Here is a 23429-nt window from a genome sequence, read left to right as displayed (position 1 = left end):
AGCAATATTTATGTATGGGCTGTGGGGTAAAGGTTCAAACTGAAAACCCAGAGGAATTAGGATATGCACCGTCATCAGCACTCGAAAAGGAAGCGATTATTTGTCAACGCTGTTTTCGACTAAAGCATTATAATGAGGTTCAGGATGTTAGCTTAACTGATGATGATTTCTTAAAAATTTTAAATGGCATTGGCCAAACGGATGCATTAATTGTTCTGATTGTAGATATTTTTGACTTTAATGGCAGCTGGCTTCCTGGTTTACACCGATTTGTAGGCAGCAATAAAATCGTCCTCGTTGGAAATAAGGTAGACTTATTGCCTAAATCAGTGAAACATAATAAATTGATAAATTGGATGAAACAACAATCTAAAGAGCTAGGGCTTAAACCAGAAGAAGTTTTCTTAGTCAGTGCTGAAAAAGGTAAGTTCATCAAAGAAACGGCGGCAGCGATTGACGAAATGAGAAATGGAAAAGATGTCTATGTCGTAGGATGTACAAATGTAGGGAAATCTACTTTTATTAATAGGATTATTAAAGATGTTACTGGCGAAGGTGACATCATTACTACATCACACTTTCCTGGAACCACTTTAGATATTATTAAAATTCCACTTGAGGATGGCAAAGCATTGATTGATTCACCTGGAATTATCAATCACCATCAAATGGCACACTTTGTAGACAAAAAGGATTTAAAAGTGATTACGCCCAAAAGGGAAATAAAGCCAAAAGTGTTTCAACTGAATGAGGGTCAAACACTATTTTTTGGAGGATTAGCGAGGTTCGACTTTATCAGCGGGGGCAGAAACTCATTTGTTTGCCATGTTTCTAATGACATAAACATTCATCGAACAAAAACAGAAAATGCCGATGAGCTGTATAAAAACCACGTTGGAGAAATGCTAACTCCGCCTCGAAAAGATGGATTAGATGAATTTCCAGAGCTAGTAAAACAAGAATTTATGATCAAGGATGCAAAAACGGATGTAGTGTTTTCTGGACTTGGCTGGGTAACGATTAACGAGCCCGGGATAAAAGTTGCAGCATACGTGCCAAAGGGTGTCCAAACTTTGTTGCGGAAATCTTTAATCTAGAGATATGGTAAATGGGGGAGAAACAAGGTGAAAAAACTTTTTGCGGTTTTGGGAGATCCAATCGGTCATTCAATGTCACCGATTATGCATAATGCTTTATTATCATATTATGAAATCGATGCCCATTATCTTCCCTTTAAAGTGAAAACTGAGGATTTATCAGCAGCTATTAAGGGGTTAAAGGCGATTGGCATTTCAGGTTTCAATGTGACAGTACCCCATAAAAGCTCGATCATTCCATTTTTAGATGATGTTGATCCATTAGCTTTAAGCATTGGTGCAGTAAATACTGTGGTCAATGAAAATGGAAATTTAATTGGCTATAATACAGATGGGCTAGGATTCATAAAGGGATTAGAACCATTTATTACATCATTTACGGACAAAAAACTTCTCATTATTGGTGCAGGCGGGGGAGCGAGAGCTATTTATTTTACACTAGCGAAAATGAAACCCCTAGTGGTTGACATCGCTAACCGCACCATTAATAAAGCCGTAGAACTAATTGAAGCTTGCCCGTTTGATACCACTTCAAAAGCATTATCTTTGGAAGAGGCAGGGCAACAATTGGCGGAATATGATATTGTTATTCAGACAACCATGATAGGAATGTATCCAAATATTTCAGAACTACCGCTGAGTCTTGAAAATCTAAGAGCCCAATCTTTGGTTTGTGACATCATATACAACCCATTAGAAACACAGTTTTTAAAGGAAGCTAAGCAAAAAGATGCAACGATTCAAAATGGAATAGATATGTTTGTTTATCAAGGAGCGCTTGCTTTTGAAAAATGGACAGGAATTTTCCCTGATGTAAACAGAATGAAAGAAAATGTACTAAGACAGTTGGAGGCGTAAAATGTTAACAGGTAAGCAAAAAAGGTTTTTAAGGTCAAAAGCACATCATTTAGACCCGATTTTTCAAGTAGGAAAAGGCGGAGTAAATGAAAACATGATTAAACAAGTGGCGGAAGCTTTAGAAGCAAGAGAACTATTTAAAATAAGTGTATTGCAAAATTGTGAAGAAGATAAAACCGTGGTGGCTCAGCAGCTAGCTGAAGGAGCTGGCGCGGACATTGTCCAAATCATTGGAAATACGATTGTTCTTTACAAAGAATCGGTGGAAAAGAAACAAATTTCACTTCCATAAAAAGGAGGTTTCATCATGACGAAGGTGGGGATTTTAGGAGGGACTTTTGACCCGCCTCATTACGGACATTTATTAATTGCCAATGAGGTACTCTCTGAGCTTAATCTTGATGAAATTTGGTTTATGCCAAACCAAGAGCCTCCTCATAAGAAAAAATCAGAATCCGTTGAAAATAATGACCGTTTGCAAATGCTTGAACTCTCGATCGAAGGAAATCCAGCGTTTAAGATCGAAAAGATTGAGCTTGAAAGAACAGGTCCTTCCTTTACGGTTGACACGATGAAGATTTTAAACGAGCGATTTTCTGACCATCAGTTTTTTTTTATCATTGGTGCAGACATGATAGAATATTTGCCAAAATGGCATAAAATAGACGAACTGATTGAACTTGTACAATTTGTTGGCGTAGAAAGACCAGAATACAGCTCGAAAACAGATTATCCCATTGTATATGTGGACATACCTGCATTCGAGGTTTCGTCAAGTATGATTAGAAACAGAGTGCAACATGGCAAGACAGTTCGTTATTTATTACCTGAACGGGTCATTGAATTTATTAGGGAGAAGCATTTATATGGAACGTGAAGATGCATTAAAGATTGTACGGGAACAGTTGACTGACCATCGCTATCAGCACACTTTAGGTGTAATGGAAACGGCTATTGCCTTAGCAAAACAATACGGTGCTGATGAAAAAAAAGCAGAATTAGCTGCAATCTTTCATGACTATGCGAAATTTCGTCCAAAAGATGAAATGAGGAATATTATTGAATCACAAAAATTTTCTCAGGATTTACTTCACTATAATTCTGAGTTGTGGCATGCACCAACAGGAGCCTATCTAGTTGAAAAGGAAGCAGGTTTAATGGATAAGGAAATCCTGGATGCTATTCGCTATCATACAGCAGGAAGACCGAACATGACCTTGCTTGAAAAAATCATTTATTTAGCGGATTATATCGAACCAGGACGTCATTTCCCGGGTGTCGATGAGGTAAGAGATTTAGCAAAACAAAATTTGGACACTGCATTAATACAAGCTGTCAAAAATACCATACTATTCTTAATGAAGAAGAATCAACCGGTTTACCCAGAAAGCTTTCAAACATATAATGATCTCGTCAAGAGACAGGAGGATTGATTTATGTCTAATCAAGAGTTATTAAAAATTGCTGTAAAGGCAGCAGATGATAAAAGAGCAGAAGATATTTTAGCCCTAAATATGCAGGGGATCTCGCTAATTGCTGATTATTTTATTATTTGTCATGGGAATTCTGACAAACAAGTACAGGCAATTGCAAGGGAAATTAAAGGTAAAGCAGAAGAACACGGATATAATGTAAGAAGAATGGAAGGTTTCGATGAAGCTACATGGATCTTAATTGACCTTGGTGATGTGGTAGCACATGTATTCCACCGCGATGAAAGAAGTTACTACAAGTTAGAACGCTTATGGGGCGATGCACCGTTAGAGGATATTCGCAGTGAGCTAACAACATGAGCTATGAGCAATTTGCCTATCTTTATGACGAGCTCATGCAGGACGCTCCATATGATGAATGGGTCAGATTTGTAAAAGAAAAATTGGATAAATATCAAGTAGATGGTAAAAGTCTACTTGATTTGGCCTGTGGTACTGGAGAACTCTCCGTTCGTTTTGCAAAGGAGGGTTTTTCGGTTACGGGAGTAGATTTATCTGCTGATATGCTTGCGGTTGCACAGGCAAAAGCACAGGAGGAAGGACTGAATATTCCTTTTTTTGAGCAGGATATGGCAAATTTAGAGGGTCATGGAGAATTTGATATTATCGGGATTTTTTGTGATTCTTTAAATTATTTGAAATCAGATTTAGACGTTATACATACATTTTCTTGTGCTTTGGAGCATCTAAAGGATTCTGGGATATTGTTTTTTGATGTCCATTCAACTTATAAAATTTCACAGCTGTTTATCGATCAAACCTTCACGATGGCGGAAGATCATTTATCATATATTTGGAATAGCTTTGCTGGTGAATTACCAAATAGTGTTGAACATGAGCTGAGTTTTTTTGTCTTAGACGAGCAGACTGGAAAATATGATCGTTTTGATGAACTTCATTACCAAAGAACCTATTCTGTTCAACAGTATTCTGCTTGGCTGGAACAAGCTGGTTTTGAAATCCTTGAAGTCAGTGCAGATTTCCAACCAACAGATCCACAGCCAAATTCCGAAAGAATCTTTTTTATAGCAAGGAAAAAGCCATCATAAAAAATATGATGGCTTTTTTTAAAATAAATAAAGGAATTTGACTAATTTTGGCGAATTATTGTTTATAGAATTGCAGATTTACTTTTTCTAGGTCTTCATTAAACTTTGCATGTGTTGCTTGGAAGATATGTTCAAAGACATCACCAAGCTCCTCCTCCATCACCTTAATTCCCTCACCTGTGATACCGCCCTTAACACAAACTTTTTCTTGTAATGAAGGTAATGTATAATGTCCCTGCTTTATTAGCTCCCCAAGCCCAATAATCATTTCACTTGCCATTACGGTAGCTGTTTCTTGATCAATATCAGTCTCTTTCACCGCTGCTAGAATAAATCGCTGCAGCAGGTAACTGAAAAATGCTGGACCGCAGCTTACAATATCTGAGGCAACCCTTGTTATCTTCTCATCAATCGTTACTGGTACCGATATCTTCGCAAATAGACTCTCCACGCTTGTTTTCCAATTTTCCCTGCAATGTTGACCATACGTTAAAAGAGAAACTCCTGCTAACGCCCTATTTGTAATACTAGGAATAGCTCTGATCACCGAACATGCTGTTTTGACTTCAAGTGTATTTGTGGCGATCGGACTCGTGATGGAGATGATACATTTTCTATTATTTATATGTGGATTAATCTCATTGAGAATGGTGTAAACATCCAAAGGTTTAACACAAATAAATACTAAATCGGATTGAGATGCCACTTCTGCCGCATTTTCCCCAACCCTTAAATTCTTATATTTATCTTTAAGCATCATTGCTTTAATTTTTGTCCTATTAGTTATTACCATAGAAGAAGGGGAAACAGCTTTTCCGTCGATCAAAGCTTCGACCAAAATTGTCCCCATATTACCGGTACCAATGATACCAATTTTCATATTGCGACCCTCCTTCGCATGCAGATTCTCTAATTACAATATGAAATTTGATAGTGAAATATACCAATTGAAAGGATGGATTATATTGAAGGACTGGGTGAGTGAGCATAAGTTCTATGTCATGATTGCTGTCGTTATCGCTTTTGCGGCCATTTTTTATTTTTTAGAGGACAGAAAAACTACAGATGGCACGGTAGAAAATTTTATCCCCACAGATATAAAGGAAGAAAAGGAGGGTGAACCACAACAAAGCCAAGTGGAGGAACCTGAAAACATCATTGTAGATGTTAAGGGTCAAGTGAAAATCCCTGGTGTCTATTCATCGTCTCAGGGTGAGAGGGTGATAGATGTAATTAATCGTGCGGGTGGATTAACCGAAAATGCGGATGAAACGCAGGTAAACTTCGCTGAGCATGTGCAGGATGCCATGGTTATATATATTCCTGCGAAAGGGGAGGAAGGGATTGAACCAGTTGGAACCACTGGTATTGTGAATACTGGGGGTGATAAACAAGCGAAAATTAATTTGAATAAAGCTGATGAAACACAGTTGCAAAACATTCCAGGAATAGGTCCTGCAAAAGCCGCAGCCATAATAGAATACCGTGAATCCATCGGCTTGTTTAAAAGTGTGGAAGATTTGAAAAATGTAAACGGAATTGGTGATAAAACATTTGAAAAGCTTAAAGATAGTATAACCTTGCAATAAAGTTCAAATTTTATTGACCAATTAAAGTCCTCACTATTACACTGAAGATAGAAATATATCGAAATTTGGAGGAGTGAAGAAAGTGGAGCGCATTTCGTGGGATCAGTATTTTATGGCACAAAGCCATTTGTTAGCATTAAGAAGTACCTGTACGCGGCTTACGGTTGGAGCAACAATCGTCAGAGATAAGCGAATCATAGCAGGTGGTTACAACGGTTCAATTGCAGGAGGAGATCATTGTATCGACAAAGGTTGCTATGTAATTGATAACCATTGCATAAGAACGATTCATGCTGAAATGAATGCACTTTTACAATGTGCAAAATTTGGCGTACCCACAGCTGAAGCTGAGATTTATGTTACTCATTTTCCGTGTCTCCAATGCTGTAAAGCTATAATCCAGGCAGGGATTAAAACGGTTTATTATGCAGAGGATTATAAAAATCATCCTCATGCAGTTGAATTATTCCAACAAGCAAACGTAAGAACTGAAAAGGTTGAATTGAAGGAATCAGTCATTGATTTTCGGAAAGTAAGCCAGTAACTCAAAAAAAAATAACGCCGGCAGTTCCGGCGTTAATACTCTCTAATAGATGGAGAAAACTCATGAATGGTAAATATTTTTATTTTGCAATTGCTGCTTTATTAGGGATTTCAACCGCTCTTTTCTATCATTGGACTTTCTTCCCGCTTTTCATCATTTATCTATCCCTCCTCTACAAATATAAGAAGTATACAAAACTCCAATTAGTAATCGTATTCTGCCTCTTTATCATTTTTTTTCTCACCAGTCAACATGCAGTAATAAATAATAAAACGATCCTGTCAGATTCCGATGAGAATTTCTATGTAGAATTTACGGAGAACACGAAAGTGGATGGCGATTTACTCCAAGTCACTGCACTTGAAATAAATCATAAAGAAAAGCTGATAATCCGCTATAAAATTAAATCTGAGGCAGAGAAAATGGCTTTAAAAAACACCAATTTTTACGGCCGTATATGCCATATATCTGGACAAATAAGTGATCCTTCCATAGCAAAAAATCCAAATGCATTTGATTACCGCAACTATTTAGCCAGTAAACAAATATTTAAAGTTATTGAATCGGAGGGAAATCCACTTAATAGATGTTCTGCGGTAAAATCTACACCCTTAACAATAATAAAAGAATTACGTTTTAATGGTATTCACTACTTAGAAAAGCATTTCCCACCCGAAATAGCCGCCCTTTCAGCCACTTTACTATTTGGGGATAGAAGTATGTTTGACCCGGAAGTTTTAATGGATTATCAAAAGACAGGAATTGTTCATTTACTAGCAATATCGGGACTTCATGTTTCTTTATTAATCGGGATGGTATTTTTTTTAGGGATTAGATTTGGGGCGACGAGGGAGTTCATGATGAATTTTCTTCTCGCGCTGTTGCCGATATATGCGATTCTAACAGGTGCCTCTCCATCGGTCATTCGAGCGGTGTTAATGATCTTTCTAGTATTACTTATACTAAAATGGAACAAGCAGCTAAAAATGTCACCAATTGATGCGATTAGTCTTACACTTATGATTTATGTGTTTTTTACTCCGCTCATTATTTTAGATGCAGGTTTCCAGCTTTCCTTTACCGTTAGCTTTGCAATTATTTTATCTGCATCCAGTCTGCTGCCTCGGCATCAACAAATGATTTCGACAATGATTGTCACATCTGTAATTGCTCAATTAGCAGCACTGCCGATTTTACTGTACCATTTTTTTGAAGTTTCTTTTATCAGCATTGCTGCCAATCTCCTCTATATTCCACTCTTCTCGTTTGTCTTTTTGCCGGGATTATATTTATTATTTCTATTTCAGATTACGTTTGGTGATACCCCATTGATTTTTATAGATTTATTTATGAAAATCATTACCTTAGCAAATGGTCTAATTGGCCAGCTTGCAGAATTATCTTTTGCCCAATTCGTAACAGGAAGACCCAATTTGCTTACCTTCATTATTTATGTGATCATTCTTCTCACCATTTTTTTATTATGGGAAGTCGGTTTACAGCAAAAGAGAAAACAAGCGGTTATTCTTTTAACATTTTTCTTGTTTACTTTTCACAACGTTTGGAATTGGATTTATCCATTTGGAGAGGTCACCATGATTGATGTTGGGCAGGGGGATAGCATTTTAATTCATTTTCCATTTGGAAATGGTACTTATTTAATAGATACAGGTGGAACCATTCCATTTGAAGAGGAAGAATGGAAAAAACATGCAAAGCCTTTTGAAGTGGGCCGGGATGTAGTGGTTCCATTTTTAAAAGGAAAGGGAATCACAAAAATCGATAAGCTCATCCTTACACATGGTGATGCTGATCATACTGGCGGTGCTCTTGCTGTTTTGAAGGAAATAAAAGTAAAACAAATCATCGTACCTGATGTAGCAGATCCATCAATTTCGGAAATACAAATTATGCAGGAAGCCCATAAAAGAGGAAGTCAAGTGGTTAAGGTTGCATCCGGGAGTCAATGGAAAATTGAAAATAGCCTATTTTATGTATTAAGTCCTGAAAAAAGGTATCAAGGAGAGCGGAATAGTGGTTCGATTGCCATTATGGCGAACATCGGAGGGCTCAATTGGTTTTTTGGCGGTGATCTCGATCAAGAGGGGGAGGAAAGGATTTTAAAGAAATATCCAAGATTAAAAATAGATGTACTAAAGGCAGGACATCATGGCAGTAAAACCTCCAGCAGTGAAATTTTTATCCATAACATTTCCCCAGCCATTGCATGGATATCAGTCGGTGAAAAAAATCGTTATGGGCATCCTCATAATGAGGTGTTGACGAGATTATCTAAGACAAGAATATACCGAACTGATCAAGATGGTGCGATCACGTACAGATTTAATCAGGACAGTGGAACCTTTTCAGCCTTTTTACGTAAGATAAAGCAATAACTCTTCAGAAAAGAAAAAGACTGCATAGATGCAGTCTCGAAAGAACTCATTATGTAGCGGTACATTAGGATCCGATAATCTTAATAACGGTTGCAACAATAAACATTGTAGCAAAAAAGCCAAAAGAAACGATAAAGCCTACCCCAGAATCAATTGCGTCATTGCGTTTAGTTTGCACATTCTTTTCGAATTCGTTCACAATATACCCCTCCTATTTCACATTATAGTATAAGCTTTTTTATTAAAAAAATCCAGCATACATTGAATATCTAATCCCTATATTGACAAGAGTTGACACAAATACTTTACCCCAAAAAGGTGACACTAAATTTACACAAGGAACTCCGCCAAGCAATTAAAAATCCTAGGGCTTTAATTGCAGGCGTTCATTATAGATCGGGAATTGGCGCTTTTTTAGAAAGCCGTCAATTCCCTTTAAACACTTGTCAAATTGTCCAAGCTTCTTTACGATAGATAATGGAACGTGAATCGAGGGGGAGCTTGGATAATGGTATTAGATATTTGGAAACAAATCAAACAACGGGAAATTGCTCCCATTTATTTATTATATGGTACAGAGGCCTTTTTAATCAATGAAACAAAACAATTGCTGCTTAATCAGGTATTAGACGAAGAAGAAAAGGATTTTAACTTTACTGCGTATGATCTAGAAGAAACACCAATTGAAACGGCGATAGAAGATGCTGAAACCTATCCTTTTTTAGGCGAGACGAAAGTGATCTTTTTACATAATCCTAAGTTCCTAACAGCTGAAAAAACAAAAGAAAAAATCGACCATAATATCGCAAGGTTTGAGGCGTATATAAAAGAACCTGCACCCTATACAGTGTTAGTCATTTCAGCACCATATGAAAAGCTCGACGAACGGAAGAAAATAACCAAAGAACTAAAAAGAACAGCAGTCATGGTTGAAGCCAAAAAGCTGAATGAACATGATTTGAAAAATTGGGTAAAAGAAAGAGCAAAAAGAAATGGAATTGTGTTTGATCCGGAAGCACTTGAACTTTTGATAACACTTGTGGGAACGAATATGTTTATGATTACCAGTGAAGTGGATAAATTAGCATTGTATGCTTCGGGGGAAAAACAAATTGATGCATCTATGGTAGAAAAATTAGTTTCGAGATCACTGGAGCAAAATATTTTCGCCTTAATTGAGAAAGTGGTGCAGCGAAAACCGGAGCAGGCCCTTAGAATATATTATGATTTATTGAAACAAAATGAGGAGCCTATAAAGATATTGGCCTTACTAGCGGGCCAATTCAGATTAATTTACCAGGTTAAAGAACTTTCGAGAAGAGGATATGGCCAACAGCAAATGGCTGGATACTTGAAAACTCACCCTTTTCGAGTAAAGCTTGCAGCCGGACAAGCCAACCAATTTACTGATGAAGAATTGACCAACCTGATGATGATGCTGGCAAATGCTGACCTTCAGATGAAAACGGGTGGAATGAATAAGTCTTTACTAATTGAAATGCTATTATTTAAAATAAATCGTTGAAGCATAAAAAAACGATTCCCTGTAGGAATCGTTTTTTTATACACTCTATTATAGAGCGTTAGCTTTTTTAGCAAGACGTGATTTTTTACGAGCAGCAGCATTTTTATGGATAAGTCCTTTTGCAGCAGCCTTATCTAATTTACTAGAAGCAACAGCTAATACTTCTTTAGCATCAGTATCGTTGTTTGCAATAGCAGCTTCTACTTTTTTCACAGCAGTACGCATTGCAGACTTTGCATTTGTATTTTGAGCATTTTTAGCTTCGTTTGTTTTTACACGCTTGATCGCAGATTTAATGTTAGGCATTCCATTCACCTCCTACAAAGAATCGAGACTATATGAACTCGACTATACCTTCATTCACAATTAATCAGAACAAGAGATATTTTATCAAACCAAACCCTAATTTGCAATACTAGATTATTTACATATAAGAATAAACTTGAATGTTTTAGCGGAAAAGGGGCAAAAATAGGAAATAGTTTCTAATCAGATATTTCGGAAGGGAGAAATAAACATTGGATAACAACATTGACTTAAGCCAGTACTCAATTCGAACGGATTTAGCCATTGAGTCAAGAGAAATGGTGATTGCCGGTAGGGAAGGAACAGTGGGACAAGAGGAGAACCTATCCCATATTGAAGGTGTCATCATTAAAGAAAAAGATGTTGATGATATAAAAATCTCATTAGTTGAGGTTACAGAAGAAGGTGCAAAACAGTTAGGTAAAAAACCAGGGCGTTACTTAACCCTTGAAGTACAAGGGATTAGACAGCAGGATACTCCATTACAACAACAGGTAGAGGAAATTTTCGCTAAGGAATTTGCCCACTTTTTAGAAGGCACTGGGATTAAAAAGGGTGCATCCTGCCTTGTGGTTGGTCTGGGTAATTGGAATGTTACTCCTGATGCGCTTGGACCAATGGTTTGTGAAAACCTTTTAATCACCAGGCATCTATTCCAATTACAGCCAGAAAACGTAGAAGAAGGTTACCGTCCAGTTAGCTCCTTAGTTCCTGGTGTAATGGGTTTAACAGGAATAGAAACCAGCGACATTATTTTTGGAGTAGTGGAAAAAACAAAACCTGATTTTGTTATTGCTATTGACGCCTTAGCAGCAAGATCCATTGAAAGAGTTAATTCTACTATCCAAGTTTCAGATACAGGTATACATCCAGGGTCTGGAGTGGGTAATAAAAGAAAAGAATTGAGTAAAGAAACGTTAGGCGTTCCGGTAATCGCAATTGGGTGTCCTACAGTTGTGGATGCTGTTTCCATTACGAGTGATACGATAGATTATATCCTTAAGCATTTTGGCAAGGAACTTAAGGAAGGGAATCGTCCTTCAAGAGCTCTGGCGCCAGCAGGGATGACTTTTGGAAAACGAAAAAAGCTTACCGAAGAAGACCTTCCTGAAGAAAAGCATCGTCAGACCTTCCTGGGTATAGTTGGTACTTTAGAAGAGGAAGAAAAACGTAAATTAATCTCCGAAGTGTTATCCCCTTTGGGCCATAATTTAATGGTGACGCCAAAGGAAGTGGATGTATTTATTGAAGATATGGCCAACCTGATTGCGAGCGGATTGAATGCTGCTCTCCACAGTAATGTTGACCAAACAAATGCAGGCTACTATACCAGATAATGTCCTTAATCCATCTCACAATTAAGATTAATGGTTCTAGTAATTCTTATGGAGTCATAAGTATTTACTAGAATCAAATTGAGAGGTGGAACCATGAAATCTACTAAAAATTCCGGATTGTTTTTGGTCGTGCAAGGGACGAATCTAATTAAAGTAACCTCTATTATCTTATTGTTTATGTTGCTTGTTTTTTCTATCAGTGGGCTGTTAACATCGTTAAAGCCCCAATATAGACCTATGTCGAACTCTGTTAATGCAGCTGCCAATCAAATAAATGGGAAAATGCTCTATCAACTGATGGCTTGGGAGAATCATCATTTTTTAACGATTGAGGATAATTTAACAGCCAGTCCCAAATTAACCAATGTAATTTTTAAGCTTACAAACAATATTAATCTTAATGACCCAAGAAGTCTTTTAGGAAGAGAACTGCCTGGATTTTATCAGTTTGACGGGGAAATCGTTGTCGCTGGTGAAGGTTCAAACTATACGAATATGCCGATGGAGTCTGCACCGCCAATAGAGATCATGTTGGCTGAGCGGGAGGCTTCCCTGCAAAATCTAGAGGGAATAGATGAAGGCAACAGCGGTGGTGAAAAGCCATCACCGTCACTTACAACAGGTGATAAGAAGGTCGTACATCTCTACTTTACACATAATCGCGAATCCTATTTGCCTTATTTACAAGGGGTTACCGATCCTAATCTTGCCTATCATTCCCAGTTAAATGTCACAAAAATTGGCGATCAATTAAAGGCAGGCTTAGAGGCAAGGGGGATTGGAACATCAATTGATAAGTCTGATGTAATGGGGTCTGTGAAGATGGCTAGTACGTATTCCAAATCAGGTGAACTAGTACGGACTGCTATGGCCACAAATCGTGATTTACAGTATTTCATAGATATCCATCGTGATGCTCGACGAAAAGAGTTAACGACCCCGATTGTAAAGGGACAACCCTATGCACAGCTTGTTTTTGTTATAGGTGGTAAAAATCCAAATTATGAAAAAAATCTAAAGTTGGCGACCGACCTTCATACTCTTTTAGAAAAAAAATATAAAGGTTTAAGCTATGGAGTTATGAAAAACCAAGGTGCTGGTCAGAATGGGGTTTACAATCAAAATTTATCTGAAAATGCTTTGTTAATTGAATTTGGTGGTGTCGATAATACATTAGAAGAGCTGAATCGTTCCGCAGAAGCACTTGCGGATGTCTTTAGTGAATATTTTTGGCAGGCAGAAAAAGTAAATCAAAATGTGGAAGAACCTATGGATAAACAATAGAAGTAAAGGAGCATGTGCCATGAAGATGTTCATGCTGAAATTTTTCTGTATTGTGGCGCTTATGTTTATTTCAGTGTTAGCTGGGATGCAATTGGCCAATGACGGTATTCATAAGATGAAGGGCTACGATGATCCGAATTTTCAAAATGCGGTGGCAATAAATGATAATGGTCAGCAAGTAAAGGCAACTTTTCTGGGAAATGAAATATCGAGTCATGATTTAGATGAAAAGAAAAAGAAGCTTGAGGAAATAAGTGCATTTAATGTATTTTCCTCGATGGGAAAGAAGATCTCAGAGGGTGTCTCCCATGCATCTGAAACACTAATTAATCTTATAACCGAATAATAACTCCTAGCGGTTCCGATCTTGGAAACCGCTAGTTTTGTGTCTAGCTTCAGTGACTTGCCCAGGGAAAAAATGAACAGCTTTTTTCCCTAGGCAAGTCACTTCCGCATTTCAGTTTTGATTGAATCTTATTTCCCGTACTGATATAATCAAAAATAGTCTAATTGTGCGAGTTATAGTAGGAGTGAAACACATGAACAGAGAAGAAAAACTCAAAAGACAATCAAATATAAGAAATTTCTCGATTATTGCCCATATTGACCATGGGAAATCAACATTAGCAGACCGTATTTTAGAAAAAACCAATGCATTAACTTCCCGTGAAATGAAGGCTCAACTTTTAGATTCAATGGATTTAGAAAGAGAGCGCGGGATTACGATAAAGTTAAATGCTGTCCAATTAAAATATAAAGCAAAAGATGGTGAAGAGTATACTTTCCATCTGATTGATACACCTGGACACGTCGATTTTACCTATGAGGTTTCCCGAAGCCTTGCTGCTTGTGAAGGTGCTGTTTTAGTCGTTGACGCCGCACAGGGGATTGAAGCACAAACCTTGGCGAACGTTTATCTTGCATTGGATAATAATCTTGAAATTATACCGGTTATTAATAAAATTGACTTACCAAGTGCTGAGCCTGAAAGAGTCCGTAATGAAATTGAAGAAGTTATTGGACTTGATGCCTCTGAAGCGGTTTTAGCGTCTGCCAAAGCGGGAATAGGGATTGAAGATATCCTCGAACAGGTGGTAAAAACTGTCCCTGCACCAACTGGTGACCCTGATGCTCCATTAAAAGCACTAATTTTTGATTCTCTTTATGATGCTTATCGTGGTGTAGTGGCCTACATCCGAGTTGTTGAAGGCAGCGTCAAAGTAGGAGATAAAATTAAAATGATGGCAACCGGTGCTGAATTTGAAGTAAATGAAGTAGGTGTATTTACACCAAAACCGACGATGGTTGATGAGCTAACCGTTGGGGACGTTGGATTCCTTTCAGCTTCAATTAAAAATGTTGGGGATACAAGGGTTGGGGATACCATTACAAATGCTAAAAATGGATCAACAGAACCCCTTCCAGGTTACCGTAAATTAAATCCTATGGTGTATTGTGGTTTGTATCCAATCGATACGGCAAAATTTAATGATTTACGTGAAGCATTAGAGAAGCTGCAGTTAAATGATTCTGCGCTTCAATTTGAGCCGGAAACTTCTCAAGCCCTAGGCTTTGGTTTTCGCTGTGGGTTCTTAGGTCTTCTTCATATGGAGATTATTCAAGAACGGATTGAGCGTGAATTCAAAATTGATTTGATTACAACAGCTCCAAGTGTTATCTATGATGTACACATGACAAATGGCACTCAATTAAAAGTGGATAATCCTTCAAATCTTCCGGATCCACAGAAAATTGACCGTGTTGAAGAGCCTTACGTAAAAGCCACGATGATGGCTCCAAATGAATATGTCGGGGCGATAATGGAGCTGTGTCAGCAAAAGCGTGGTATTTTTATTAATATGCAATATCAAGGTGAAAACCGTGTAAACATCATTTATGAAATTCCGTTAGCAGAAATTGTTTATGATTTCTTTGATCAGCTTAAATCTAGCACCCGAGGCTATGCATCATTTGATTATGAATTAATTGGCTACAAACCGTCTAGTTTGGTTAAGATGGATATATTGTTAAACGCTGAAAAGGTGGATGCGTTAAGCTTTATCGTTCATAAAGATTTTGCCTACGAACGCGGCAAAGTCATTGTTGAGAAGCTAAAGGAATTAATCCCAAGGCAGCAATTCGAAGTTCCTGTCCAAGCCGCTATTGGTCAAAAAATTGTTGCTCGTTCAACTATTAAATCCATGGGTAAAAACGTACTGGCTAAATGTTATGGGGGAGATATCTCCCGTAAACGAAAGCTGCTCGAGAAACAAAAAGAAGGTAAAAAACGGATGAAACAGGTTGGTTCTGTTGAGGTTCCGCAGGAAGCCTTCATGGCAGTCCTTAAAATGGACGATAACAATACAAAAAAATAAAAAATCAAAAGGGAGGTTGGGAAAGTCTATTTTTAGGCGAAATCCAGCCTCTTTTTCTTTCATGAACCCAAAACCGAATAAGAAGGTGAAAGTATGATCAAAGCTGCCTATCTCCATATACCCTTTTGTGAACATATTTGCCATTACTGCGATTTCAATAAAGTATTTCTTAAAGGGCAGCCTGTTGATGAATATTTACAGGCACTTGAGCAGGAAATGATCCTAACATTAAACAAATATCCAACTGACAAACTGCAAACCATTTTTGTGGGCGGCGGGACACCGACCTCCCTAAATGAAAAGCAGCTTGAACGGTTTTGCAAAAGTATAACCCGGAACTTACCGATAAGCGGAACTGGTGAATTTACTTTTGAAGCAAATCCAGGTGATTTGACAAAAGAAAAGTTACAAATATTAAAAGATGCAGGTGTAAACCGACTTAGTCTTGGTGTTCAAACCTTTAATGATGAATTATTAAAGAAAATTGGTCGTGTCCATCGTGCTAAAGATGTTTACCAAACAGTAGAGGCTGCAAAGTCAATTGGCTTCAAAAATATTAGCATTGACTTAATCTTCAGCCTGCCGACCCAAACCATTACTGACTTTAAAGAATCATTGACTCAAGCTTTTACACTAGACATTCAACATTATTCGGCCTATTCGTTAATTATTGAACCAAAGACAGTTTTTTACAACCTTATGCAAAAAGGCAAACTCCCTACACCGGGAGAGGATGCGGAAGCAGCAATGTATGAGCTGGTTATGGAGCAAATGGAAAAGCACGGCTTTAATCAGTATGAAATTAGTAATTTTTCAAAGCCTGGCTATGAAAGCGAACATAACCTAACATACTGGAATAACGATTACTATTATGGGTTCGGTGCAGGTGCTCACAGCTATGTGAATGGCTGGAGACGCTCGAATGCAGGACCATTGAAGAAGTATATGGAACTAATTGATAACGGGAACCTTCCTATCTTTCAGGAACACCAAACATCAAAAGCAGAGCAAATAGAAGAAGAAATGTTTTTAGGTCTGCGAAAAACAGATGGAGTATCTATATCCCGTTTCATCGGGAAATTTGATAATAACCCACTGGAAATATTTGAAAATGAGATTTCTGATTTGCTTGCAAAAAAATGGATAGAAGTAAAAAAAGATAATATATATTTAACAAAAACAGGGCGTCTATTAGGCAATGAGGTTTTTCAATCATTTTTAGGGGTCACAAACTAACTTATTTTAACGTGGATTTCATTTTCTTAGTATCAAATGATTGACACCATCCCCCTATTTTTGATAATTTATTAATAGAATTAGCACTCGACCTTAATGAGTGCTAACAGAGGTGATGAATGTGTTAACAGATCGTCAATTATTGATTCTTCAGGTTATTGTTGATGATTTTATTCGGTCTGCACAACCTGTCGGCTCGAGGAGTTTGTCGAAAAAAGATGAAATATCATTTAGTTCAGCTACGATCCGAAATGAAATGGCTGACCTTGAAGAGTTAGGCTATATTGAAAAAACCCATACTTCGTCAGGTCGAGTTCCTTCCGAAAAAGGATATCGTTACTATGTGGATCATTTGGTGTCACCGCAAGCTCTAGATAAGAAGGACATATCGATTATTCAATCGATTTTTGCTGAAAGGATTTTTGAATTTGAAAAAATCATTCAAAGGTCTGCCAAAATTTTATCAGAACTAACCAATTATACTTCTATCGTTTTAGGTCCTGCTGCGAGCTTCAATAAACTAAAAAGAATTCAAATCATCCCGTTAAACAAGGAAACAGCTGTAGCAATCTTTGTAACGGATTCAGGTCATGTAGAAAACCGAACATTCTATTTGCCGCCAACCGTGGATGCGAGCGATTTGGAAAAAACAGTTAATATCTTAAACGAGCGGTTGACTGGGGTTGCACTTGAAGATTTAAACGATAAAATCTACAAGGAAGTTGCAGTGTTACTAAGGCAGCATATTCGTAATTATGATCTAATGCTGCATACTGTTGCTGATTCATTAAAGATGCCTGTTAACGAAAAACTTTTTTTTGGCGGGAAAACAAATATGTTAAGTCAGCCAGAGTTTCATGATATCAGCAAAATTCGTAGTCTCTTGCAAATGATTGACCACGAAGAATGGATTTATCCTTTAATCAAACATGACTCAGCTGGTATTTACGTGAAAATCGGCAGGGAAAATAATAATAGTGCTATGGAAAATTGCAGCCTGATTACCGCAACCTATTCAGTTGGTGCGGAAAAATTGGGAACCATTGCAATTCTTGGTCCAACTAGAATGGAATATTCCCGAGTTATAAGCTTGCTGCAGTTTTTGAGTCAGGATTTAACATCGGTTTTAACAAAGCTGTATCAAAAATAGTAGGGCTGGAAATATTGAGTAGGGATGAAACGCAATGAACTCTTTATTCAATATAACCAACCATGCCTTTTAAGGAGGTGAGTAAGTTGACAACAGAAAAAAATAATACACTTAATGAAGAAGTTGAATCTCAAACGAATGATCATGTTGAGCTTACCAATGAGGAAGTTGAAACAGTTTTTGCAGAAGCAGCTGGTGAAGAAGAGTCTACAACTGTTGACTATGGGGCTGAGATTCAAGGGCTCACCAATAAATTAGAAGAAGCAGATAATCGTTACTTGCGTCTTCAAGCAGATTTTGACAATTTCCGCCGTCGTACTCGATTAGATATTGAGGCTGGTGAAAAATATAAAGCACAAAAATTGGTCACTGAATTGCTTCCAGTTCTAGATAACTTTGAAAGAGGCTTAAAAATAGAAGCCGATAACGAACAAACCAAATCCTTGCTTCAAGGAATGGAAATGGTTTACCGCAGTTTAGTTGATGCCTTGAAAAAAGAAGGTGTCGAGTCCATTGATGCGGTTGGTAAAGAATTCGATCCAAACTTCCATCAAGCCGTTATGCAAGGGGAAGATGAGGGCTTCGGTTCAAATATTGTGACAGAAGAATTTCAAAAAGGGTATATGTTGAAAGATCGTTTGATCCGTCCATCTATGGTTAAGGTAAACCAATAAAACCTACATATTATGTTCTAGGAGGAAAAGGCTATGAGTAAAATTATCGGTATTGACCTTGGTACAACAAACTCATGCGTTGCTGTTCTTGAAGGCGGCGAACCAAAGGTTATTCCAAATCCAGAAGGAAACCGGACAACACCATCTGTTGTCGCATTTAAAAATGGCGAACGCCAAATAGGGGAAGTGGCTAAGCGTCAGGCTGTTACAAACCCAAATACCATCATGTCCATTAAGCGTCATATGGGAACAGATTACAAGGTAGAAGCAGAGGGTAAAAACTATACTCCACAAGAAATGTCAGCTATTATCCTTCAATATTTAAAATCTTATGCTGAAGATTATCTAGGTGAGCCAGTTACGAAAGCGGTTATTACGGTACCAGCTTATTTCAATGATGCAGAACGTCAAGCAACAAAGGATGCCGGCAGGATTGCTGGTCTAGAAGTTGAGCGTATTATTAATGAGCCGACTGCTGCAGCACTTGCATTTGGACTAGATAAAACAGACCAAGATCAAACGGTTCTTGTTTACGACTTAGGTGGCGGTACATTTGACGTATCGATTCTTGAACTTGGTGATGGAGTATTTGAAGTAAAATCAACTGCAGGGGACAATCGTCTTGGCGGTGATGATTTTGACCAAGTAATAATTGATTTCTTAGTAGAACAATTCAAAAAAGAAAATGGTATTGACCTTTCTAAAGATAAAATGGCATTACAACGTTTAAAAGATGCAGCTGAAAAAGCGAAAAAGGATCTATCAGGTGTAACTTCTACACAAATTTCCTTACCGTTTATCACTGCTGGAGCAGCTGGTCCACTTCACCTTGAAGTAACGATGACACGTGCTAAATTTGACGAGCTATCTGCTCATCTTGTAGAACGTACAATGGGACCAACTCGTCAAGCATTAAGTGACGCTGGTCTTTCACCATCACAGCTTGATAAGGTTATTCTTGTTGGTGGGTCAACTCGTATTCCTGCTGTTCAAGAAGCAATCAAAAAGGCAACTGGTCAAGAGCCACACCGTGGAGTTAACCCAGATGAAGTAGTAGCGATGGGTGCGGCTATTCAAGGTGGCGTTATCACAGGTGATGTTAAAGATGTAGTATTACTTGACGTTACACCACTATCACTTGGAATTGAAACAATGGGCGGAGTATTCACAAAGTTAATTGACCGTAATACAACAATCCCAACATCTAAATCTCAAGTATTCTCTACTGCTGCTGATAACCAAACAGCTGTTGATATCCATGTACTTCAAGGGGAACGTCCAATGGCGAACCTAAATAAAACATTAGGCCGTTTCCAATTATCAGATATTCCACCAGCACCACGTGGAATTCCGCAAGTAGAAGTAACTTTTGATATTGATAAGAACGGAATAGTAAATGTTCGAGCAAAAGATCTTGGAACAAATAAAGAGCAACAAATCACAATCAAATCTTCTACAGGTCTTTCTGATGAAGAAATTCAAAAAATGGTCAGAGAAGCAGAAGAAAATGCTGAAGCTGACAAGCAACGTAAAGAAGAGGTTGAACTTCGTAATGAAGCAGACCAACTAGTGTTTACAACCGAAAAAACATTAAAAGATTTAGAAGGAAAAGTTGACGCTGATGAGGTTGCAAAAGCCAATGAAGCTAAAGATGCGTTAAAAGAAGCAATTGAGAAAAATGAGCTTGAAGAAATCCGTGCTAAAAAAGACGCGTTACAAGAAATTGTGCAGGCGTTAACTGTTAAACTGTATGAACAAGCTGCACAGCAGGCCCAAGGTGCACAAGGACCAGAAGGCGGTTCAGCTCCAAAAGATGATAATGTAGTCGACGCTGAATTTGAAGAAATTAAGGAAGACAAGTAAAGACGACTTACTAACTTACGAAAAAGTCAAAGTCAGCATCGACTTTGGCTTTTTCTTTGTTAATTGTGTTTTTATGTCCAGCTCCAGGCGCTATCGGCTCGAGGCATAAGCTTGTCTAGTTGCGGCTCCTTGGGACTCGAGTCATAAGCCATCCCCTGAAGAAGGCAAAAAGCGCCTTCTTTCATGGTTTGTCTTATGCCTTCGTCCCAGAGCAGTCGCCTCCACATTTCAGACAATCCGTCAAGAAGGTTAAAGAGCAACCTTCATGCCGTCTCGTCTTATGCTGGTCGCCGATGTGCAAGCGCCTTGCGCTTTTCTTGTTGCATTCACCTTTATACAGATGTTAAAATAATCTTTATGTGAAAGATTCGGGAGTGGTAATCATGAGTAAACGAGATTACTATGAGGTGCTTGGTGTTAGTAAGAGCGCTTCTAAGGATGAAATTAAAAAAGCATATCGAAAGCTCTCTAAACAATATCATCCAGATATTAATAAAGAAGCTGATGCTGCAGATAAATTTAAAGAAATCGCTGAAGCTTATGAGGTTTTAAGCGATGAACAAAAAAAGGCACACTATGATCAATTTGGTCACACTGATCCAAATCAAGGCTTTGGTGGCGGTTCCGATTTTGGTGGTGGTTTTGGTGGCTTTGAAGATATTTTTAATACCTTCTTTGGCGGCGGCGGGGGATCGCGCCGGCGTGATCCGAATGCTCCAAGACAGGGTGCAGACCTGCAATACACGATGACGATTTCCTTCGAGGAAGCAGCGTTTGGAAAAGAAACAGATATAGAAATTCCTCGTGAAGAAACGTGCAGTACATGTAGTGGTTCTGGAGCTAAAAAGGGAACAAAGCCTGAAACCTGTCAGCACTGTCATGGAACTGGTCAAATAAATATTGAACAAAATACTCCATTTGGCAGAGTCGTCAATCGCCGTGCCTGTCACCACTGTAATGGCACAGGTAAAGAAATTAAACACAAATGTTCAACCTGCGGTGGCGCTGGAAAAGTGAAAAAACGCAAAAAAATCCATGTGAAAATTCCTGCTGGTATTGATGATGGTCAACAATTAAGGGTTTCAGGACAAGGTGAGGCTGGATTTAATGGAGGTCCATCTGGGGATTTATATATTGTTTTCCACGTAAGAGAGCATGAGTTTTTTGAAAGAGATGGCGATGATGTTTATTGTGAAATGCCAATCACCTTTGTTCAAGCATCACTAGGTGCTGAAATTGAGGTGCCAACTCTGCATGGTAAAGTGAAACTTAAGGTTCCTGCTGGTACGCAAACCGGAACAAAATTCCGACTCAAAGGAAAAGGGATTCCAAATGTTCGTGGGTATGGAGTAGGCGATCAGCATATCATCGTCCGCATTATTACACCTACAAAATTAACAGATAAACAAAAGCAGCTTCTTCGGGAATTTGCAGACCTTAGTGGGAACTCACCAATTGGTGAACATGAAGAAGGCTTTTTCTCAAAAGTAAAACGAGCCTTTAAGGGCGAGTAAGGATTGGAGTTGGTAGAATGAAGTGGTCTGAACTTAGCATTCACACTACAAACGAAGCGATTGAACCAATATCGCATATTTTACACGAGGCCGGTGCAAGTGGCGTAGTTATTGAGGATCCTTTTGAACTAACAAAGGAAAGGGAGGATCAATTCGGGGAAATCTACCAACTCAATCCAGATGATTACCCTGAAGAAGGTGTTATCGTTAAAGCCTATTTACCTGTTAACAGTTTTTTAGGTGAAACGGTAGATGCGATAAAGGAATCAGTAAATAACCTTATCATTCACAATATCGATATTGGATTAAATAAAGTTACCATTAGTGAAGTGAACGAAGAAGAGTGGGCAACAGCATGGAAGAAATATTATCATCCTGTTAAAATCTCAGAGAAGTTTACCATCGTTCCTACTTGGGAGATATACACTCCGGTTAGCAGTGACGAATTAATTATTGAGTTGGATCCTGGAATGGCTTTCGGAACCGGAACACATCCGACTACGGTAATGTGTATTCAAGCGCTAGAAAGATCAGTACGACCAGGCGATAGGGTAATCGATGTTGGAACAGGGTCTGGTGTTCTTAGTATTGCTGCTGCCATGTTAGGGGCGGAGGATGTCCGTGCCTATGATTTAGATGAAGTAGCTGTAACCTCAGCGAAAATCAACATAAAGCTTAATAAAGTAAATGACAAAGTAACCACCTCGCAAAATAATCTTTTAGATGGTGTAGAAGAAAATTCGGCTGATGTTGTCGTTGCTAATATTCTCGCCGAGGTTATTTTACGATTTACAGATGATGTAGCACGTGTTGTTAAACCTGGCGGATCTTTTATTGCTTCTGGAATTATTCAGCAGAAGAAAGATCAAGTAAAAGAAGGCCTCATTCAATCCGGTTTTGAAATCACGGAAACCATTTTAATGGAAGATTGGGTTGCCATTATTGCTAAGAGGGTATAATTATTAGAAAAGCGTAAGCGCCTTGCACAGGGGCGACAGGCATAAGACGAGCCGTCAAGAAGGTTGGTATTTACCTTCTTGACGGATTGACTTATGACCCCGAGACCCTAGGCGCTGAAGCTGGACAATTCTCAAAGTTGAAATTAATAACTTTATATCAATAAAAGGGGATAAAGCCCC

Annotated in this window: 23 protein-coding genes and 1 pseudogene; 21 read left to right on the top strand and 3 right to left on the bottom strand. The window is 38.2% G+C overall.

Features of this window, described 5'->3' with window-relative positions:
- The first annotated feature begins 14 nt into the window (after positions 1–14).
- The 7 genes from yqeH to V7124_RS06425 are packed head-to-tail and all read left to right on the top strand — an operon-like array spanning position 15 to position 4497.
- The gene (yqeH, locus tag V7124_RS06455) at positions 15–1097 is read left to right on the top strand and encodes a ribosome biogenesis GTPase YqeH (RefSeq protein ID WP_335409071.1); all 1083 of its coding nucleotides are present in this window, start codon (positions 15–17) and stop codon (positions 1095–1097) included.
- A 27-nt stretch (positions 1098–1124) separates the two neighbouring features.
- Entirely contained in the window at positions 1125–1955 is an 831-nt protein-coding gene (aroE, locus tag V7124_RS06450; protein ID WP_335408873.1) for a shikimate dehydrogenase, read from the top strand.
- Position 1956: 1 nt separating this feature from the next.
- Positions 1957–2247, top strand: a complete 291-nt coding sequence (gene yhbY / locus V7124_RS06445) for a ribosome assembly RNA-binding protein YhbY (RefSeq protein ID WP_335408875.1) — start codon at positions 1957–1959, stop codon at positions 2245–2247.
- A 15-nt stretch (positions 2248–2262) separates the two neighbouring features.
- Positions 2263–2832 (top strand): nicotinate-nucleotide adenylyltransferase, encoded by a 570-nt coding sequence (locus V7124_RS06440; RefSeq protein WP_335487179.1) that lies wholly within the window; start codon positions 2263–2265, stop codon positions 2830–2832.
- Positions 2822–3388, top strand: coding sequence for a bis(5'-nucleosyl)-tetraphosphatase (symmetrical) YqeK (yqeK, locus tag V7124_RS06435; protein ID WP_335408880.1), 567 nt, complete (start codon positions 2822–2824; stop codon positions 3386–3388). The genes V7124_RS06440 and yqeK overlap by 11 nt, the downstream gene beginning before the upstream one ends.
- A 3-nt stretch (positions 3389–3391) precedes the next feature.
- Positions 3392–3748, top strand: coding sequence for a ribosome silencing factor (gene rsfS, locus V7124_RS06430; RefSeq protein ID WP_335408882.1), 357 nt, complete (start codon positions 3392–3394; stop codon positions 3746–3748).
- Positions 3745–4497, top strand: a complete 753-nt coding sequence (locus V7124_RS06425) for a class I SAM-dependent DNA methyltransferase (protein ID WP_335408884.1) — start codon at positions 3745–3747, stop codon at positions 4495–4497. The genes rsfS and V7124_RS06425 overlap by 4 nt, the downstream gene beginning before the upstream one ends.
- Positions 4498–4552: 55 nt before the next feature.
- Here the strand turns inward: V7124_RS06425 and comER are convergent, their stop codons facing one another.
- Positions 4553–5377, bottom strand: coding sequence for a late competence protein ComER (comER, locus tag V7124_RS06420; protein WP_335408886.1), 825 nt, complete (start codon positions 5375–5377; stop codon positions 4553–4555).
- Positions 5378–5462: 85 nt separating this feature from the next.
- On the opposite strand from comER, the gene V7124_RS06415 reads away from it, so the two are divergent.
- From V7124_RS06415 to V7124_RS06405, 3 genes and pseudogenes are all read left to right on the top strand, one after another.
- The gene (locus V7124_RS06415; RefSeq protein ID WP_335408887.1) at positions 5463–6086 is read left to right on the top strand and encodes a helix-hairpin-helix domain-containing protein; all 624 of its coding nucleotides are present in this window, start codon (positions 5463–5465) and stop codon (positions 6084–6086) included.
- A gap of 82 nt (positions 6087–6168) precedes the next feature.
- Positions 6169–6615 (top strand): annotated as a pseudogene (locus V7124_RS06410) (ComE operon protein 2); the annotation flags it as partial.
- A gap of 77 nt (positions 6616–6692) precedes the next feature.
- Positions 6693–9026, top strand: coding sequence for a DNA internalization-related competence protein ComEC/Rec2 (locus tag V7124_RS06405; protein ID WP_335487173.1), 2334 nt, complete (start codon positions 6693–6695; stop codon positions 9024–9026).
- Between the two features lie 64 nt (positions 9027–9090).
- Here the strand turns inward: V7124_RS06405 and V7124_RS06400 are convergent, their stop codons facing one another.
- The gene (locus V7124_RS06400) at positions 9091–9225 is read right to left on the bottom strand and encodes a YqzM family protein (RefSeq protein WP_335408893.1); all 135 of its coding nucleotides are present in this window, start codon (positions 9223–9225) and stop codon (positions 9091–9093) included.
- Between the two features lie 309 nt (positions 9226–9534).
- Here V7124_RS06400 and holA point away from each other — a divergent pair, with 309 nt between their 5' ends.
- Positions 9535–10551 carry a DNA polymerase III subunit delta gene (gene holA, locus V7124_RS06395; RefSeq protein ID WP_335408896.1) on the top strand — a complete coding sequence of 339 codons (1017 nt, stop codon included), beginning with the start codon at positions 9535–9537 and terminating at the stop codon, positions 10549–10551.
- A gap of 48 nt (positions 10552–10599) precedes the next feature.
- Here holA and rpsT read toward each other — a convergent pair whose 3' ends face one another.
- A complete protein-coding gene (gene rpsT, locus V7124_RS06390; RefSeq protein WP_335408898.1) occupies positions 10600–10857 on the bottom strand; it encodes a 30S ribosomal protein S20 in 258 nt (85 codons plus the stop codon).
- A gap of 212 nt (positions 10858–11069) precedes the next feature.
- Here rpsT and gpr point away from each other — a divergent pair, with 212 nt between their 5' ends.
- From gpr to prmA, 10 genes are all read left to right on the top strand, one after another.
- A complete protein-coding gene (gpr, locus tag V7124_RS06385; protein WP_335408900.1) occupies positions 11070–12194 on the top strand; it encodes a GPR endopeptidase in 1125 nt (374 codons plus the stop codon).
- Between the two features lie 93 nt (positions 12195–12287).
- Complete coding sequence (spoIIP, locus tag V7124_RS06380; RefSeq protein ID WP_335487170.1) at positions 12288–13478, top strand: stage II sporulation protein P; 1191 nt, start codon at positions 12288–12290, stop codon at positions 13476–13478.
- A gap of 19 nt (positions 13479–13497) precedes the next feature.
- Complete coding sequence (locus V7124_RS06375; RefSeq protein WP_335408903.1) at positions 13498–13824, top strand: YqxA family protein; 327 nt, start codon at positions 13498–13500, stop codon at positions 13822–13824.
- Positions 13825–14017: 193 nt separating this feature from the next.
- On the top strand, positions 14018–15853 hold the full coding sequence (lepA, locus tag V7124_RS06370; protein ID WP_335408905.1) for a translation elongation factor 4: 1836 nt from the start codon (positions 14018–14020) through the stop codon (positions 15851–15853).
- A 93-nt stretch (positions 15854–15946) separates the two neighbouring features.
- A complete protein-coding gene (gene hemW, locus V7124_RS06365) occupies positions 15947–17089 on the top strand; it encodes a radical SAM family heme chaperone HemW (RefSeq protein ID WP_335408908.1) in 1143 nt (380 codons plus the stop codon).
- Positions 17090–17210: 121 nt separating this feature from the next.
- Positions 17211–18239, top strand: a complete 1029-nt coding sequence (gene hrcA, locus V7124_RS06360) for a heat-inducible transcriptional repressor HrcA (RefSeq protein ID WP_335487168.1) — start codon at positions 17211–17213, stop codon at positions 18237–18239.
- Between the two features lie 86 nt (positions 18240–18325).
- Complete coding sequence (grpE, locus tag V7124_RS06355; protein WP_335408913.1) at positions 18326–18913, top strand: nucleotide exchange factor GrpE; 588 nt, start codon at positions 18326–18328, stop codon at positions 18911–18913.
- 33 nt (positions 18914–18946) lie between these two features.
- The gene (gene dnaK / locus V7124_RS06350) at positions 18947–20776 is read left to right on the top strand and encodes a molecular chaperone DnaK (RefSeq protein ID WP_335487165.1); all 1830 of its coding nucleotides are present in this window, start codon (positions 18947–18949) and stop codon (positions 20774–20776) included.
- Between the two features lie 383 nt (positions 20777–21159).
- The gene (gene dnaJ, locus V7124_RS06345; RefSeq protein ID WP_335408917.1) at positions 21160–22290 is read left to right on the top strand and encodes a molecular chaperone DnaJ; all 1131 of its coding nucleotides are present in this window, start codon (positions 21160–21162) and stop codon (positions 22288–22290) included.
- Positions 22291–22307: 17 nt separating this feature from the next.
- Positions 22308–23249 (top strand): 50S ribosomal protein L11 methyltransferase, encoded by a 942-nt coding sequence (gene prmA / locus V7124_RS06340; RefSeq protein WP_335408919.1) that lies wholly within the window; start codon positions 22308–22310, stop codon positions 23247–23249.
- Positions 23250–23429: the final 180 nt, after the last annotated feature.

This window comes from Neobacillus niacini (genome assembly GCF_036961885.1).
In the GTDB taxonomy this organism is placed as follows: Bacteria; Bacillota; Bacilli; order Bacillales; family Cytobacillaceae; genus Neobacillus; species Neobacillus niacini_H.
This window is presented reverse-complemented; position numbering and strand designations above follow the sequence as displayed.

Excerpts from the sequence above, each read along its gene's own strand:
- hemW (WP_335408908.1), top strand. The coding sequence starts at position 15,947 with ATGATCAAAGCTGCCTATCTCCATATACCCTTTTGTGAACATATTTGC.
- yqeK (WP_335408880.1), top strand. The coding sequence starts at position 2,822 with ATGGAACGTGAAGATGCATTAAAGATTGTACGGGAACAGTTGACTGAC.
- yqeH (WP_335409071.1), top strand. The coding sequence starts at position 15 with ATGGGCTGTGGGGTAAAGGTTCAAACTGAAAACCCAGAGGAATTAGGA.
- yhbY (WP_335408875.1), top strand. The coding sequence starts at position 1,957 with ATGTTAACAGGTAAGCAAAAAAGGTTTTTAAGGTCAAAAGCACATCAT.
- V7124_RS06375 (WP_335408903.1), top strand. The coding sequence starts at position 13,498 with ATGAAGATGTTCATGCTGAAATTTTTCTGTATTGTGGCGCTTATGTTT.
- holA (WP_335408896.1), top strand. The coding sequence starts at position 9,535 with ATGGTATTAGATATTTGGAAACAAATCAAACAACGGGAAATTGCTCCC.
- dnaK (WP_335487165.1), top strand. The coding sequence starts at position 18,947 with ATGAGTAAAATTATCGGTATTGACCTTGGTACAACAAACTCATGCGTT.
- prmA (WP_335408919.1), top strand. The coding sequence starts at position 22,308 with ATGAAGTGGTCTGAACTTAGCATTCACACTACAAACGAAGCGATTGAA.
- dnaJ (WP_335408917.1), top strand. The coding sequence starts at position 21,160 with ATGAGTAAACGAGATTACTATGAGGTGCTTGGTGTTAGTAAGAGCGCT.
- comER (WP_335408886.1), bottom strand. The coding sequence starts at position 5,377 with ATGAAAATTGGTATCATTGGTACCGGTAATATGGGGACAATTTTGGTC.
- V7124_RS06425 (WP_335408884.1), top strand. The coding sequence starts at position 3,745 with ATGAGCTATGAGCAATTTGCCTATCTTTATGACGAGCTCATGCAGGAC.
- V7124_RS06440 (WP_335487179.1), top strand. The coding sequence starts at position 2,263 with ATGACGAAGGTGGGGATTTTAGGAGGGACTTTTGACCCGCCTCATTAC.
- V7124_RS06405 (WP_335487173.1), top strand. The coding sequence starts at position 6,693 with ATGAATGGTAAATATTTTTATTTTGCAATTGCTGCTTTATTAGGGATT.
- rsfS (WP_335408882.1), top strand. The coding sequence starts at position 3,392 with ATGTCTAATCAAGAGTTATTAAAAATTGCTGTAAAGGCAGCAGATGAT.
- lepA (WP_335408905.1), top strand. The coding sequence starts at position 14,018 with ATGAACAGAGAAGAAAAACTCAAAAGACAATCAAATATAAGAAATTTC.
- rpsT (WP_335408898.1), bottom strand. The coding sequence starts at position 10,857 with ATGCCTAACATTAAATCTGCGATCAAGCGTGTAAAAACAAACGAAGCT.
- spoIIP (WP_335487170.1), top strand. The coding sequence starts at position 12,288 with ATGAAATCTACTAAAAATTCCGGATTGTTTTTGGTCGTGCAAGGGACG.